16 protein-coding genes are annotated in these 14,797 nt (G+C 40.8%); 12 read left to right on the top strand and 4 right to left on the bottom strand.

Translation table 11 applies throughout. The features are described from left to right. The first annotated feature begins 91 nt into the window (after positions 1–91). The 4 genes from purE (at position 92) to HWQ39_RS23265 (ending at position 3,156) form a co-directional block, all read left to right on the top strand. A complete protein-coding gene (purE, locus tag HWQ39_RS23280; RefSeq protein ID WP_104905015.1) occupies positions 92–610 on the top strand; it encodes a 5-(carboxyamino)imidazole ribonucleotide mutase in 519 nt (172 codons plus the stop codon). A 96-nt stretch (positions 611–706) separates the two neighbouring features. Then, positions 707–1,006, top strand: a complete 300-nt coding sequence (locus HWQ39_RS23275; RefSeq protein ID WP_292850128.1) for a putative quinol monooxygenase — start codon at positions 707–709, stop codon at positions 1,004–1,006. Between the two features lie 161 nt (positions 1,007–1,167). Beyond that, positions 1,168–1,947, top strand: a complete 780-nt coding sequence (locus tag HWQ39_RS23270; protein ID WP_292850125.1) for a class II glutamine amidotransferase — start codon at positions 1,168–1,170, stop codon at positions 1,945–1,947. A gap of 435 nt (positions 1,948–2,382) precedes the next feature. Then, on the top strand, positions 2,383–3,156 hold the full coding sequence (locus tag HWQ39_RS23265) for a sulfite exporter TauE/SafE family protein (RefSeq protein ID WP_292850123.1): 774 nt from the start codon (positions 2,383–2,385) through the stop codon (positions 3,154–3,156). Between the two features lie 75 nt (positions 3,157–3,231). Here HWQ39_RS23265 and HWQ39_RS23260 read toward each other — a convergent pair whose 3' ends face one another. Beyond that, a complete protein-coding gene (locus HWQ39_RS23260; RefSeq protein ID WP_292850778.1) occupies positions 3,232–4,371 on the bottom strand; it encodes a sulfate ABC transporter substrate-binding protein in 1,140 nt (379 codons plus the stop codon). A gap of 782 nt (positions 4,372–5,153) precedes the next feature. On the opposite strand from HWQ39_RS23260, the gene HWQ39_RS23255 reads away from it, so the two are divergent. The 6 genes from HWQ39_RS23255 to HWQ39_RS23230 all read left to right on the top strand — a co-directional run bounded on the left by HWQ39_RS23255 (position 5,154) and on the right by HWQ39_RS23230 (position 10,513). Then, a complete protein-coding gene (locus HWQ39_RS23255; protein WP_292850120.1) occupies positions 5,154–6,308 on the top strand; it encodes a sulfate ABC transporter substrate-binding protein in 1,155 nt (384 codons plus the stop codon). A 93-nt stretch (positions 6,309–6,401) separates the two neighbouring features. Then, positions 6,402–7,262, top strand: a complete 861-nt coding sequence (gene cysT / locus HWQ39_RS23250) for a sulfate ABC transporter permease subunit CysT (protein ID WP_292850117.1) — start codon at positions 6,402–6,404, stop codon at positions 7,260–7,262. After that, entirely contained in the window at positions 7,249–8,124 is an 876-nt protein-coding gene (gene cysW, locus HWQ39_RS23245) for a sulfate ABC transporter permease subunit CysW (RefSeq protein ID WP_292850114.1), read from the top strand. Before cysT ends, cysW begins: the two co-directional genes overlap by 14 nt. A gap of 149 nt (positions 8,125–8,273) precedes the next feature. Beyond that, positions 8,274–8,540, top strand: a complete 267-nt coding sequence (locus HWQ39_RS23240; RefSeq protein ID WP_292850111.1) for an NIL domain-containing protein — start codon at positions 8,274–8,276, stop codon at positions 8,538–8,540. Between the two features lie 881 nt (positions 8,541–9,421). Beyond that, the gene (locus HWQ39_RS23235; protein ID WP_292850108.1) at positions 9,422–10,066 is read left to right on the top strand and encodes an NIL domain-containing protein; all 645 of its coding nucleotides are present in this window, start codon (positions 9,422–9,424) and stop codon (positions 10,064–10,066) included. A 195-nt stretch (positions 10,067–10,261) separates the two neighbouring features. Beyond that, positions 10,262–10,513, top strand: coding sequence for an NIL domain-containing protein (locus HWQ39_RS23230; RefSeq protein WP_292850775.1), 252 nt, complete (start codon positions 10,262–10,264; stop codon positions 10,511–10,513). Between the two features lie 6 nt (positions 10,514–10,519). Here HWQ39_RS23230 and HWQ39_RS23225 read toward each other — a convergent pair whose 3' ends face one another. Both HWQ39_RS23225 and cysE read right to left on the bottom strand, forming a co-directional pair. Next, on the bottom strand, positions 10,520–11,110 hold the full coding sequence (locus tag HWQ39_RS23225) for a Crp/Fnr family transcriptional regulator (RefSeq protein WP_292850105.1): 591 nt from the start codon (positions 11,108–11,110) through the stop codon (positions 10,520–10,522). Between the two features lie 129 nt (positions 11,111–11,239). Continuing rightward, a complete protein-coding gene (cysE, locus tag HWQ39_RS23220) occupies positions 11,240–11,968 on the bottom strand; it encodes a serine O-acetyltransferase (RefSeq protein WP_366932297.1) in 729 nt (242 codons plus the stop codon). Between the two features lie 241 nt (positions 11,969–12,209). On the opposite strand from cysE, the gene HWQ39_RS23215 reads away from it, so the two are divergent. Continuing rightward, complete coding sequence (locus tag HWQ39_RS23215) at positions 12,210–12,665, top strand: Rrf2 family transcriptional regulator (protein WP_292850102.1); 456 nt, start codon at positions 12,210–12,212, stop codon at positions 12,663–12,665. A gap of 18 nt (positions 12,666–12,683) precedes the next feature. After that, the gene (gene cysK / locus HWQ39_RS23210) at positions 12,684–13,646 is read left to right on the top strand and encodes a cysteine synthase A (RefSeq protein WP_292850099.1); all 963 of its coding nucleotides are present in this window, start codon (positions 12,684–12,686) and stop codon (positions 13,644–13,646) included. 364 nt (positions 13,647–14,010) lie between these two features. On the opposite strand, the gene HWQ39_RS23205 is transcribed toward cysK, so the two are convergent. After that, complete coding sequence (locus HWQ39_RS23205) at positions 14,011–14,721, bottom strand: cadmium resistance transporter (RefSeq protein WP_292850096.1); 711 nt, start codon at positions 14,719–14,721, stop codon at positions 14,011–14,013. Between the last annotated feature and the right edge of the window lie 76 nt (positions 14,722–14,797).

Raw genomic sequence — 14,797 nt, 5'->3', positions numbered from 1 at the left:
ACACTGGCGAGAAGAGAGCTAAATCTCATCCGATTTTAGATGAAACAATCAGCGATTAATCCAAAATCCAAAATCCAAAATCCAAAATTCTATGACTCCCTTAGTTGGTATTATTATGGGCAGCGATTCCGATTTGCCCACTATGAAAGATGCGATCGCAGTTTGTGAAGAATTTGGCGTTGAGAGTGAAGTGGCGATCGTTTCGGCTCACCGTACCCCAGAACGCATGGTGCAATATGCTCAACTTGCACACCAACGCGGCATTAAGGTAATTATTGCTGGTGCTGGTGGTGCTGCCCACCTCCCTGGAATGGTAGCGTCTTTAACTCCACTTCCGGTGATTGGTGTTCCTGTACCCACTCGTAACTTACAAGGTGTAGATTCTTTGTATTCTATTTTACAGATGCCTGGTGGTATTCCTGTAGCAACAGTCGCGATCGGTAATGCCAAAAATGCCGGTCTTTTAGCAGTCCAAATCCTCGCAACTCATCAACCAGAATTGTTAGAAAAAGTGCAACAATATCGCCAAACCTTGTGTGAATCGGTAATTGCAAAGCAAGCAAAATTAGAACAATTAGGCTATGAACAATATTTACAGCAGATGTTTTAACAAAAATTAACACCATCACCACAGGGGAACAAAGAAAGAGAAAGTCTTTTCCCAATGCCTCATTCCCAATGCCCCATGCCCAATGCCCCATAACAAATGACAAACCAAACTATTCGCATTGTTGCCCGTATTACTGCTTTGCCTAACAAAGTAGAAGAACTAAAAGCTGTACTGTTGGAACTCATTGAGCCAACCCGCCAGGAAGCAGGTGCGATCAAGTATGAACTTTTGCAAAACCAATACGACCAAACAGACTTTACTTTTGTAGAGGAATGGACTTCATCAGAAGCCCTGAATACTCATCTAGATTCACCCCATTTCCAAGCGGCAGCAGCTAAACTCGAAGGTTTAGTGACTGCTGCACCAGATATTCGCCGCTACCATCTTGTGGCATAGTGCGATCTTGCTAACTACAAGCAGACTCCTTATTTTTGGCGATAATTTGGAGTATCTCAGCTTTAAATTCTAAGATTGAAGCGATCGCTCCAGAATCAAGGCAGCATTCTGAAGTATCTTGATCCTGAGGCCTTAGTCAAAAATTGAGAGCTGCAACATCCATGTGCCAACTGCTCGGAATGAATTGCAATGTTCCAACGGATATTTGCTTTTCTTTTGAAGGGTTTTCTGCACGGGGAGGAAAAACGGATAATCATAACGATGGTTGGGGCATTGCTTTCTTTGAAGGAAAGGGATGTCGCATGTTTTTAGATGCTCAACCTTCTGTTGCTTCTCCGGTAGCGGAGTTTGTACGAAGTTATCCCATTCACTCAACCCATGTCATAGCCCATATCCGCAAAGCTACTCAGGGTGAAATTGCCCTACACAACTGCCATCCTTTCCGCAGAGAATTGTGGGGTCAGTATTGGGTGTTTGCCCACAATGGTAATTTACCAAATTTTGATCCAGAAAATTTGGGCTTTTATCAAGCCGTAGGTAACACCGATAGTGAAAAAGCATTCTGTATGATGCTAGAAACATTGCGATCGCGCTTTCCTGAGGGTAAGCCTGACATAAAGAAACTATACCCTGTGCTGCAAGAAATTACTGATTTGATTGCAAAATTGGGTATATTTAATTACTTGTTATCAGATGGAGAACACTTTTTTGCTTATTGCTCAACCAATCTCAGCTACATTGTTCGCCAAGCGCCCTTTGCTGCTGCCCATTTAATTGACCAAGACATGACCGTAGATTTTCGAGAGGTGACTACTGAACGCGATCGCGTTGCTGTCATTGCGACAACACCCCTCACTGACAACGAAGTTTGGACAAAAATTCAACCGGGAGAATTACTAGTTTTTCAGGACGGGTTGCCTATGAAATATGCATTCACTTAATAATAAGTAGTTGTTGAATTTTGCCCATTTAGATTATTTCTAGATGGGTTTTATTTTTCACGGTGTTCATATTAAGTAATTTGTAGCTATTTCCAGATAAATAGACTCGCTCTAGCAATTCTATTTAATTTACTTTTTACTGAGAGGCTCATATCCCCGACTTCTTGAAGAAGTCGGGGATCTTTTTGTTATAGATGTACATTAATTTGTAACTTACCAATTTATATAATTTTTGCCCAACTTAGTTGTTATAAGCTTATATAAAATACCGATTTTATTGGTATAAAATTTATGTCTTTACACTGAAATATATTTATATTAATATAGTCAAGAAAAGGCTGTAACTCATATTAAACAAGAGTTTTAGATATTTTTGTTTACTGCAAACATCATTGCAGAAAATGTATTCTTAACAACATAAAATAAAATTCTCTGATGAATGCTAGCCAATTACTGCTCCTCATTGCAATTTTCTTTCTCACAAGTATCATAAGTGTCATTACAGGAAGCACTTCTTTAATTACTGTCCCTGTAATGTTGCAATTGAGTATTGAACCGCGTATTGCTCTTGCCACTAATATGCTGGCATTAACCTTTATGAGTGTTGGTGGCACATTGCCTTTTATTGGTAAAAAAGCAATTGACCGTAATCGTTTGCCAATCATGATTGTCTTAACGCTTTTAGGCTCAATTATCGGTGCATTACTTGTTTTAGTTGTACCTTCAAAATCGATGCCTCTAATTATCTCGATTTTGATGATTGTGGTTGCCGTGTTTTCAATCACCAATCGGAAAGCTGGAATCGTTTTAAGAATAGGGAAACCGTCACCAATAGCAGAAATTGGTGGATATATAGCAACTTTTGTGCTTGGTGTTTATGGTGGTTTCTTTAGTGGTGGCTATGTCACTATGCTCACAGCAGCTTATGTCAGCCTATTTCGGATGACATTTGTACAGGCGATCGCAAACACAAAATTTATCAATATTTTTTCTTCGCTGATTGCCACCATTATTTTCTTTACACAGGGAATAGTTGATTACAAACTAGGTATTATTCTGAGTATTACTATGTTCATTGGTGGAATTGTTGGATCGCGGTTTGCCCTCAGACTTAGCAACTTCTGGTTACGGCGTATATTTCTCACCACAGTAATTGCTCTTGCACTCAAGACGTTATTTGATTTTGCTGCATATTCACCAAAAATCTAAATACTTAACAAGCTGTTCATAAAAATTGCACTCATGAACAGCTGTTGAATAAAAATCTAGATCAGAAAGACTATATTAGCGTTGCCCACTTTGTATTTTGTCGAAGATTGCGCCGTCCTCGAAAAACTTCTTCTGAATCGTATCCCAGCCTCCTAAGCTCTGAACGTTATAAAGCTTAGATATCTTAGGAAATTTATTCTGTACTTCTTTTGTTACAGCAGAATTAACAGGTCGAAAACCAACTTTGGCAAACTCACGTTGAGCTTCTGAACTAAAAAGAAACTTGACAAAAGCTTCCGAAACCTCTCTGGTGCGATGCTTATCAACATTTTTATCCACAACTGCTACTGGCCCATCTATAGAAATGTTCACCTGGGGAACCACATAAGAAGGTGAAGTTTTTCCTTGTTGTGCTGCTAAGATAATCTCGTTTTCGTAGTTAAGCAGAACATCCCCTTGACCTTTCTTGTAAAATACATCGCTAGATTCCCGTGCATCTTTGGGTAACACAGGGACATTCCGAAAGACTTGGGTAACATAGTTAAGAGCTTGCGCTTCACTTCCACCATTTTTAACGATCGCGCCCCATAAAGCCAGGAAGTTCCACCGCGCACCTCCTGAAGTCTTGGGGTTGGCTGTAATCACCTTCACCCCTGGTTTGGTTAAATCACTCCAGTTCTTGATGTTTTTCGGATTACCTTCACGAGTTTCAAGAGCAACTACCGAGTGGGTAACAATTGAGTTATTCGGAGCTTCCTTTTCCCAACCTGGTTTAATCAGTCCGGCTTGTTCAATTTTTTTGGTATCTAAACCTAGTGCCAAAGCGACAATATCCGCATCTAATCCGTCAATTACTGCACGAGTTTGAGAGCCAGAACCACCATAGCTCTCTCTAATTACTACATCTTGACCTTTTTCGCGTTTCCATTTGGCTACAAATTGCGGAATGATTCTCTCGTAAGCAGCTTTGGTAACTGCATAAGACACCAGAGTTATTTCAACTTTTTTACTGCCTTGACTAATCAATTGAGATTTTTGATTAACAGAAATATTCTCAGAATTAGTAGCCGCCGCATAAACAGGAATAAAGACGCTGAAACTTAAGCCAGTTGCTAACAACAGCGCTGAAGTTTGAGTTGAGACAGGTTTTGTATGGGAAAATAGTTGCTTAACTATGCCTAAAATTTGTAACTTTTTGAATTGCAGATGTGTCATGGAAGTTGGATGTTGTGTAGTTGCTTGATCAAACAACGGTAATTCGGTCAAATTACCGTTGTTTGTCTTGAGAAAGAGATTATCAGATTAATTCTGAAAATTCAACTATTTTTTATACTAAAAATTTTGGTTTTTCTACAGGAAAATTCGTAGTAAGATTATGTAAAATATATCACGAGAATATTCAGTAAAAGCCGAAGTCTTTGGCAGAGATATGTTAGCGCAGCAGGACGTTAGCTTAAGGGGGCGATCGCGATCGCGTCTCGTAGAGAAGGCCAAGTCTAATTTTGCGTCTTTACAAGAGTTCTGCATAACGCATATTTAATTTCTGGAAATGTCTTAGCAAGAACAAATTGAGGGTTTAAGCAGACTTATAAATATTTTATTTTTTTAGAGAATGAAAGAGCATTAGAAATTAAGGACTAGGGAACAGAGGATTAGAGGATAAGTTTCAGAAACTCAGTCCCCATAAGAATTTAGCGGTTCCTGCTGTAGTCCCATGCCCTGGAGCCTTTGATGCCCAATACCTAATTCCATAGCAAGTTGCTTGATATCCCAGAGAGATAATTGCGATGCCTACGGCAGGCTGCGCCTACGCAATTTGATAGTTGAAATTGAAAGCATTTTTAATTGTTCACAAAACTGGTAGGGTCTCCATGTTCTTGGTAAAGAATATGGGGTTTTTTGGTGTTTACAACTAGATACATGGAATCATCCAGTATTATAAACAGTATATAGCTGTATTCCCATCAGTTATCTGTAGATTTCGTGGAGGAAATGGAATGAGTTTATGGCAACGCTCAGTGAAAAAATTACAAGCGATCGCTGAACATAGAACGTATCGGTTCAGACTAAATTCGCTCAAAGGGTTTGTATCACTCTTTTTGGTAGGGACTGTATTGAGTGTAGCCCTTGCTGCCTGCTCTGGTGGAGGAACTGGGAATACTTCTTCCTCTGAAACCCCTAATGCTAGCGCTAGTCCTGTGGCTGCAAGCAAAGATAATGTTGAATTAACTCTAGTTTCCTTTGCTGTCACCAAAGCAGCTCACGAAGCAATTATTCCGAAATTTGTAGAACAGTGGAAGAAAGATCATAATCAAACTGTCGTCTTTAAGCAAAGCTATGGCGGTTCTGGTTCCCAAACTCGCGCTGTTATCGACGGTTTAGAAGCAGATGTTGTTCACTTGGCGCTAGCTGGAGATACGTCAAAGATTGAGAAAGCTGGATTGATTCAACCAGGATGGGAGAAAGAAGTTCCCAACAATGGTATTGTCTCCAAATCAGTTGCAGCATTAGTTACTCGTACAGGCAATCCTAAAGGCATCAAGAACTGGGCAGATTTAGCCAAAGATGGTGTCAAGTTGATTACTGCTAACCCCAAAACATCAGGCGTTGCTAAGTGGAATTTCTTAGCCCTATGGGATTCGGTGATTAAAACAGGTGGCGATGAGGCAAAAGCTACTGACTTTGTGACTAAAGTTTATAAAAATGTGCCAATCTTGCCTAAAGATGCACGGGAAGCTACTGATACATTCACCAAGCAAGGGCAGGGTGATGTCTTAATCAACTACGAAAACGAAGTTATTTTGGCACAGCAAAAGGGCGAAAAGGTTGAGTATATCGTTCCTGATGTGAACATATCCATCGACAATCCGATCGCCGTGGTAGATAAAAACGTCGATAAGCATGGAACCCGCGAAGTTGCAGAAGGTTTTGTGAAATACCTCTATAGCCCAGAAGCACAGCAAGAGTTTGTCAAATTGGGATTCCGTCCTGTAGATGAGACTTTAGCCCAAACTAAAGAAGTCACAGACAAATTTCCCAAGGTGAAAACTTTGGGTACAGTTGCAGACTTAGGTGGTTGGAGTGAAATCGATAAGAAGTTCTTCGCAGATGGAGGTGTGTTTGATAAGATTCAAGCCGCAAATAAACGGTAATTAGTCATTAGTCAATAGTCGGTGGTTAGTAAAAAAACAACCGACTATTGGCAAAAAACTTCTTTGTGAATTTTAAATTTTGAATTTTTGACTATGACGACTGTATCTCCTTCTGTGGAAGTTGAACGCAAAACACCGTTTTTGAAGAGATTGGAGCGGGTTTCTTGGACTTGGGTAGTCACCATTGTATACCTGACAGTTATGTTGCTGATCCCCATAACTGCTATGTTCCTGAAAGCGGGTACAGAACCTCCATCTAGGTTTTGGGCGATCGCAACCAGTGATATCGCATTAGCAACCTACAACGTAACTTTTTTCACAGCAATATTTGCTGCCTTACTCAATGGCGTATTTGGAACTCTGATTGCTTGGGTTCTAGTCCGCTACGACTTTCCCTTCAAGCGCTTGATTGATGCCACAGTAGATTTACCCTTTGCACTCCCAACATCGGTAGCAGGGTTAACATTGGCAACAGTTTACAGCGATAACGGTTGGATTGGTTCGCTACTAGCACCACTGGGAATTAAGGTAGCTTTTACCCGCACGGGAGTAGCGGTAGCAATGATATTTATCTCACTACCTTTTATTGTGAGAACTGTGCAACCTGTACTTCAGGAAATGGAACATGAAATTGAAGAAGCCTCGTGGTGTCTAGGTGCTTCTCAATGGCAGACATTCTGGAAAGTGATTTTGCCACCTTTATTTCCCACAATTTTGACTGGTGTTGCCTTGGGTTTCTCCCGTGCAGTTGGAGAGTATGGTTCGACTGTAATTATCTCTTCCAATACGCCCTATCAAGATTTAATCGCACCCGTGCTGATTTTCCAACGATTAGAGCAGTATGACTATTCTGGTGCAACAGTAATTGGCATAGTTTTACTATCAATTTCGTTGGTACTGTTATTGGCAATTAATTTCTTACAAGCATGGGCAAGGCGATATGACAGTAGATAAGCCAAGTTTTCATTCATCTGCATCTGTATCAGATACAGCCAAGCCTAAAGAGCAGAAGAGTTGGGTGCCAATAGTTTTGATTGGGATAGCGATCGCCTATTTAGCCTTAGTTCAATATATCCCGGCAATTAATGTATTTGTCCAAGCTTTTAGCAAGGGTGTTGGGCCATTTCTATCCAACCTGACGCGACCAGCTTTTCTCCATGCAGCTTGGTTAACATTATTGCTGGCTGTGATTTCTCTACCTTTAAATACTGTATTTGGCTTATGTGCAGCTTGGGCGATCGCTCGTCATAAATTCCCTGGACGCGCCATAGTTTTGAGCATTATTGACCTACCATTTTCGATTTCGCCCGTAGTTGCAGGATTAATGATTGTGCTACTTTACGGACGCAATGGATGGTTTGGCCCTTGGCTCCAAGCCCATGATATCAAGATTGTCTTTGCCTTTCCAGGTATGGTATTGGCTACAGCCTTCGTGAGTATGCCCTTTGTGGCGCGGGAAGTAATTCCTGTTTTAGAAGAGTTTGGTAAGGATCAAGAAGAAGCTGCTAGAACTCTAGGTGCGAAAGATTGGCAGATATTTTTGCGCGTCACTCTACCTAGTATCCGTTGGGGCTTACTTTACGGTTTAATTTTGACCAATGCCAGAGCAATGGGTGAATTCGGCGCAGTTTCAGTAGTATCTGGCAACATTGCTGACCAAACCCAGAGCCTACCACTGTTTGTAGAAGATGCTTACAAACAATACGAAACTGAAGCGGCTTTCTCTGCGGCTGTACTATTAGCATTGCTAGCAGTCGTAACCTTAGTGCTGAAGGAAATTCTGGAACGGAAAACCCGCATTAAAGACGTTGATTAGAAAAATCCAGAGATTATAGTTATCCTTTGAATAGGATACAAGCAAATCATGGGAAATGGTACGATCTACCTAGTACCTATCAGGAAATTACCATTAGGACTGAGGGTAGTTTTGTACCAATCCCAATCAGGGATTGAAATAATTCAAATATGACTACTGATAATACACTTACAAATAAACGGATTCGACTCAGAATTCCGAAAGATTATCACCAGGAACCTGTCATTTCTCGCCTGGTGTCTAACTACGGACTGATTGTGAATATTACGGCAGCAATTTTGGGAGCCAATGCTGTCGGTGATGGTTGGTTTGACCTTGAACTACAAGGAACAGATGCACAAATTCAGAGCGGGTTAACTTATCTCCGCGATTTGGAATTAGAAGTCTGGGATGATAATAAAGCAAGTGATTGGTAACGAAAGTTGACCAAACAAGGCAAAAGTTAAAAGGCACTCATAAAGAAAAAGAAAATGTTTTCAGAGCGACTAAATTCATTTATGGAACTAAGTAAAAACATTTGTTTCAAGCAAAGAGTGCTTGCACAAGTAAAAAGTCAAAATAAATAAATAAATTTGTCTTTATTTTTACTTTTTACTTGGTTATTTTTACTTTTTCAAACGTCTTTATTAAATCCCCTCAATTTATTTATGGGGATTATTTTTTTGCTTTTACTTTTTAAGCTCTTAAAGGTTGTTTGAAAAGTGTTTCGCTGTGACTTTAGGCACTTTAGATCCCCCCTAACCCACGCCAGTCGCTCCACTTGGGGAGACCCCAATACCGCGCTGGCTCCCCTTAAAAAGGAATCAAAGTCCCCCTTTTTAAGGGGGATTTAGGGGGATCTAAAATTTTTGATACCGACAAGAGGACTTTTCAAACATCCTCTTAAAGATTGGGGAACTCCAAGAAATAAATTATCCAATATTGTGGGGTGGGCATCTTGCCATTGGTGTCAACTTAACTTGAAACGGGCGGTTAGAAACCTATACAAACAAAACCCACCTCCGTGGGTTTCAAGCATCTGTCACGATCATTTTTCAAATTGTATTACTTTACGTAAAGTGAGCAAAAATTACGTGAATTTACCCATTGTTTTTTTGTGGTCTTTGTGAGACTCTCCTTTACATAACAATTAAATGCGATAAACCGATAGATTTACCGTATTTTATCAAAACCAGAAATATGAAAATCTTGATGAGACTGACATTCAACCAGGTACAGCATCAGCAAGAGTTTCTGCCGAACCCAAAAATTGCGTAGGCGTAGCCCACTGTAGGTATCGCGATTGGGAATTAATCTGATGTCTGAAAGTAAATCTTTAGAACCCGCTTCAGTCCACAGTCGAATCCTTGTGCCTCAACGGTATCATAGGCAACCTGTAATTTCTCGACTGGTGTCTCGTTATGGTTTAACTGTCAATATCAAAGCTGCATCCCTGACATCCGACAGTGACAGCGATGGCTGGTTTGATTTAGAACTTTCAGGAAATCCTCAAAAACTGACAAATAGCCTATCTTACTTGCAAGGATTGGGAGTGAATTTGCTGCAACTAGCGATCGCCAACCAAATTCAATCCAACCAGCACACTCTACCTTTCCCAAATCCAGCTAGCAAACTGAGTCTCAAAGATTCTACATGGCTGACAAATCAATGGCAAGAACAATTCCAGCAATGGATTTCTCTGGGTCAAACCAATCGATTGCGTTTGCAACTGTGCATCTTAAAATCTTATTACGAAGAACCGGTGATTTCTGAGTTAGTTTCTCGTTATGGATTAACAGTCAATATTACCAGTGCCATACTTCAACCCGATACCCAAGATGACGGCTGGTTTGACTTGGATTTGTGGGGGAGAACAAAGCAACTTTACTCTAGCCTGAGTTATTTAGAAAAACTGGGACTACCGATTTGGCTGGATTTGTCTAGCATTTATAGCGATCGCTAAGTTAATAATTCGTAATTTGTAATTCAAGGACAATTTGGCTGGATTTGTCTCGGTAGCGATGTCTACAATGGGCTACGCCTACGCTAATTAAAAAATTATCACTATCCAATGGTAGCACGAAATAACCAAAAAACCAATTCTCACACCAGATTATCACTGCTTTTTTCATAGACTGAAAAAAGCCAAGTCACTCAGATTCGTCTGCGAATACATATTCCCAAAAGCTATCTACAAGCGCCCGTAATTTCGCAGTTAATTTCTGCTTACGGGTTAGTAGTTAATATTACCAAGGCTATGCTACAACCAAATACAGATAGCGAAGGATGCTTTGACATTGAACTGCGGGGAACAGTGGCACAAATTTCTAGTGGTTTAGCTTACCTGGAATCTCTAAACCTTAGAATTGTCGGCAAGCCCAATGCTGACGGCGATAGCTGGTGTTACTGAAATAATCTAAATTTCGTAGTACCAAATTTCTTCTTCTTTTAGGACAATTCGATGCAGAGAGAGACGATCAATCAAGCCCTCTTGCTCAAACTGTCCGAGAACGCGAGTAATGGTAACACGAGTTGAACCAAGCATTTCCGCCAGGTCTTCATGAGTCAGACGCATATCTATTAAACGCCCCTTCTCAACTTCCGAACCAAACTTTTTAGATAACCATGCCAACAGCTTGATGAGCATAGTATCCACTTTTTTATGGCTACGAATGATCATCAATTCTTGAGCTTGTTGGATATGGGCAAGTAGAGTTTCTGTTAATTCAGTCCACTGTTCTAAAGGTAAGACTGTCGCCTCTACTTTAGTTAAGCATTCCATCTGATAAGGTTCTAATTTTGACAAAGTTCTACCAACAACGTCCCCAGGGCCCCACAATCCCAGAGCAACGGTTGTACCATCTTCCAAATAGGTAAAAGTCCTAACAAAACCCGTTTCAATCTTCCAAAGACCGTTTTGATGCTCTGGTAGAAATGACCTACGGGCAAAAATTTGCTTAGTATTATTACTGCTTAGACTAGATAAGCTTGTGTACAAAGACACCATATTACAAACACTCTTCTCCGATAAACTAACCGTAGTATTACATTTATATCAGGTTATAAGAACCTATGGGTATTTTAAAATGGGGAGTTGGGAGTTAGGAGTTATTTGCCCAATGCCCAATTCCCAAAATTAAATTCCTGCACCATCCAGAAAATCTTCAATCATCCCATCAGAATTTTTGCTCTTAGACTTGTTGGTTACTTCGTCACCAAGTTCAGTTGGGGATAAACTTGATTGATCTGACAACTGCTCGAACTGTTTCTCTAGAGACTTGACACGTTCAAATAAAGCACGGATAACTTCAGCTTCTACGTCGCGGACTTTATCATGATCCAGCACATTGGTAGACGAGTTGTTCTGACGAGTCACACGCCCTGGAATCCCAACTACAGTAGTGTTACTGGGGACATCTCGTAGTACTACTGAACCGGCTCCAATACGGACGCGATCGCCAATTTGAATATTTCCTAATACCTTTGCACCCGCTCCCACAACCACATGAGAGCCTAAAGTCGGATGGCGTTTGCCACTTTCTTTCCCAGTGCCGCCAAGGGTCACACCTTGATAAATCAGAGCATAGTCACCCACGATCGCAGTCTCACCAATCACTACTCCCATCCCGTGGTCAATAAACACTCCCTGACCAATTAATGCCCCAGGATGAATTTCAATTCCGGTTAAAAACCTACTAAGATGAGAGATGAGTCTTGGTATAAAGGGAATTCCAATTTTATATAGCCAGTGTGCCAATCGATGGCATATTAAGGCTTGGAGTCCAGGGTAACAGAACAATACTTCTAGCCAGTTACGGGCTGCTGGGTCACGCTCAAAAATGGTTCGCAAATCAGTTAGTAGCATACTCTGTTGAGATTTTTGTTGGTAGGTGAGGTTCTGAAAACAGAAACTCAGGATGATTCCCACAAAAAGATTCAAGTAATTTATGGGAATTGTGTCAGATTGCAATCTACGGTAAGTCGATAGAGTATAGTGTTTTTGTGGGTAATAAGTGGGATGCTATCACATTCCACAGTTGAAAAAAATTAATTTCGCGTAAACTGCGATAAGTCCCTCAAATCACCGTAGTATATTGAGTACAGTCTTGAATAGCCAAAACTACGCTCTCTTGGATCTGTCTTCCAAAGTGGAATATGCACTGCTGGCACTTTTAGAACTGGCAAGCCACCACGGAAAAAAACTTCCTTTAACCATGAGCGAGATCACTGCCAAGCAACCTATACCTGAGCGCTATCTGGAACAAATTTTGACCAACCTCCGGCGTGCAGGTGTAGTGCAGAGTCAACGCGGCTCTAAAGGAGGTTTCGTTTTAGTTCGTGAACCTTGGCAGATTACAATACTTGAAATTGTCACTTTGGTAGAAGGTGAGCGGAAAGAGAAAGATACATCTGACTCTCCGACTCTGGAAAAGACTCTGGTTTATGAAGTTTGGGAGCAAGCTAATACTGCCTCAATAGAGGTTTTGGGTCGTTATACACTCCAAAACTTGTGCGACGAAAGAGAAACTCGCGCCCAACAGAGTCCAATGTATTATATTTAGACACGACGGAGTACCCCCATGCGGATAGCGAAAGATATCACAGAGTTAATCGGCCGAACTCCTTTAGTTCAATTAAACAAGATTCCCCAAGCTTCAGGAGCGGTTGCTCGGATTGTGGTGAAGCTAGAAAGCATGAATCCAGCATCTTCTGTGAAAGACCGGATTGGCGCGAGTATGGTGGAAGCGGCAGAAGAAGCAGGTTTGATTCACCCAGGGAAAACCATTTTAGTAGAGCCGACTTCTGGAAATACAGGAATTGCGCTGGCGATGGTGGCGGCCGCTAAGGGTTATCATCTCATTCTAACGATGCCTGACACAATGAGCCACGAAAGACGCTCTATGCTCAAAGCTTATGGCGCTCAATTAGAGTTAACGCCAGGGGTAGAAGGGATGCGAGGAGCGATCGGTCGTGCAGAGCAGATTTTAGCTCAAACGCCCAATGCTTATATGTTGCAGCAGTTCCGCAACCCTGCTAACACGAAAGTTCACGTCGAAACCACAGCAGAAGAAATTTGGAATGACACCGATGGAGAAGTAGATATTCTCGTGGCGGGAGTGGGTACTGGTGGGACGATTACGGGAGTTGCAGAAGTTATTAAAGGACGGAAACCGAGTTTTCAAGCGATCGCAGTTGAACCAAGCAGCAGTCCAGTATTAACAGGTGGTAAATCAGGGCCTCACAAAATTCAGGGTATCGGCGCGGGATTTGTCCCAGCAATTTACCGTCCAGAAGTAGTAGATGAAGTGATTCAGGTAGCGGATGAGCAAGCGATCGCTTACAGTCGTCGCCTCGCCAAAGAAGAAGGATTGCTATCGGGGATTTCTACTGGCGCTGCTTTATATGCAGCTATTCAGGTGGCACAACGACCAGAAAATGCAGGTCGCCTCATCGTGATGATCCAACCTAGCTTTGGTGAACGCTACCTCAGTACCTCACTATTTAAAGACCCAGAAGAAAATGAGTGGTTGAGTAAAGTTTAATTCTCCATACCAAATTTTAGATTTTAGATTTTGGATTTTAGATTTTTATATCTTGCACCAGGCGACTAGAAGTCGCGGCTACACTAGACAAAACCTGCCTCCGCAGGTTGAAAAACCTTGATTTTGCGTTAGTTTGCGTAGATGGACTTAGTTTGTATAGCCCCGATTTCTAAGGGACTTACCAAATAAAAAAATATTCAATTAATTTTTGTGGGGTGGGCAACATGAGCGCCCAGTCCATAGGGCGGGCGATACGCTCACCCCACAATATTGGATAATTTATTTCTTGGAGTTCCTTAATCGCTAGGGCTAGGTGCAAGATGTGAGGATTTTTAATCTAAATCAAAATCTAAAACTGGCTTGGTCAACTACTAGAATTTTCGCTAATTTCACCGGCACTTTGATTATTTTTTACTAAAATCATTAAACAGACACTACTAGCAGCTAGCTTTATTGGACTTAAAGCTTCACTTTTTAATACAATAAAAGTGCCTAATGCTATAAGAACAAAAGGCACAAGATTATTAACGTAACGAGTCAATACATCAGCTATGACTCTGTTATTAATTAATCTGTATGCTGCGTAGCACCAAACTCCTAATAATAGAAAAAATAATCCAATAATTACTAAAAAACTCTCTAAGTTGCAGCTAGCAAATAAAGGAATATAGACACTAATATTATCGCTACCATTGGCAATTGTCACGGCTGCCATACTATAAACTTGCGGAGAAAAAAAACTAGTATTTTTTGACGCTTCATCTGCTTCTGTTGTATCTACAACTTCTTTTGTTGAATCTTCCTCCCGATTTACTAAGCTACTGATACCTATAGACATTGGTAGTAAACCAAGTAATCCAATCCAGCTTTTTGAGAATACTAACCCACCAAATAAACCAGGAAGACTCAGAATTAACAGAACTGTAAAACCTAGAAATTGACCAGCAACTATATGCCGGGGTCGAAAGTTAGGATCTCTTTGGGAAAAAAACAACAATAGAATAACAATATCATCAATATTAGTGGCAATGAACGTAATCGCCCCTGTAGTAATTGCAGTAAGTAACTCGTTCATATTTTAAAAGAAATATAGACATACTTCGTCTAATGCACAATTTTTTTGCTTGCCATTGCTTGCATTGGAATCTGAA

It is taken from the genome of Nostoc sp. NMS8 (assembly GCF_017115045.1).
In the GTDB taxonomy this organism is placed as follows: Bacteria; Cyanobacteriota; Cyanobacteriia; order Cyanobacteriales; family Nostocaceae; genus Nostoc.
The sequence above is the reverse complement of the archived record's forward strand: the minus strand, read 5'-3'. Positions and strand labels throughout refer to the sequence as shown.

Coding starts and splice junctions, on each gene's coding strand:
- purE (WP_104905015.1), top strand. CDS start 92: ATGACTCCCTTAGTTGGTATTATTATGGGCAGCGATTCCGATTTGCCC.
- HWQ39_RS23275 (WP_292850128.1), top strand. CDS start 707: ATGACAAACCAAACTATTCGCATTGTTGCCCGTATTACTGCTTTGCCT.
- HWQ39_RS23270 (WP_292850125.1), top strand. CDS start 1,168: ATGTGCCAACTGCTCGGAATGAATTGCAATGTTCCAACGGATATTTGC.
- HWQ39_RS23265 (WP_292850123.1), top strand. CDS start 2,383: ATGAATGCTAGCCAATTACTGCTCCTCATTGCAATTTTCTTTCTCACA.
- HWQ39_RS23260 (WP_292850778.1), bottom strand. CDS start 4,371: ATGACACATCTGCAATTCAAAAAGTTACAAATTTTAGGCATAGTTAAG.
- HWQ39_RS23255 (WP_292850120.1), top strand. CDS start 5,154: ATGAGTTTATGGCAACGCTCAGTGAAAAAATTACAAGCGATCGCTGAA.
- cysT (WP_292850117.1), top strand. CDS start 6,402: ATGACGACTGTATCTCCTTCTGTGGAAGTTGAACGCAAAACACCGTTT.
- cysW (WP_292850114.1), top strand. CDS start 7,249: ATGACAGTAGATAAGCCAAGTTTTCATTCATCTGCATCTGTATCAGAT.
- HWQ39_RS23240 (WP_292850111.1), top strand. CDS start 8,274: ATGACTACTGATAATACACTTACAAATAAACGGATTCGACTCAGAATT.
- HWQ39_RS23235 (WP_292850108.1), top strand. CDS start 9,422: ATGTCTGAAAGTAAATCTTTAGAACCCGCTTCAGTCCACAGTCGAATC.
- HWQ39_RS23225 (WP_292850105.1), bottom strand. CDS start 11,110: ATGGTGTCTTTGTACACAAGCTTATCTAGTCTAAGCAGTAATAATACT.
- cysE (WP_366932297.1), bottom strand. CDS start 11,968: ATGCTACTAACTGATTTGCGAACCATTTTTGAGCGTGACCCAGCAGCC.
- cysK (WP_292850099.1), top strand. CDS start 12,684: ATGCGGATAGCGAAAGATATCACAGAGTTAATCGGCCGAACTCCTTTA.
- HWQ39_RS23205 (WP_292850096.1), bottom strand. CDS start 14,721: ATGAACGAGTTACTTACTGCAATTACTACAGGGGCGATTACGTTCATT.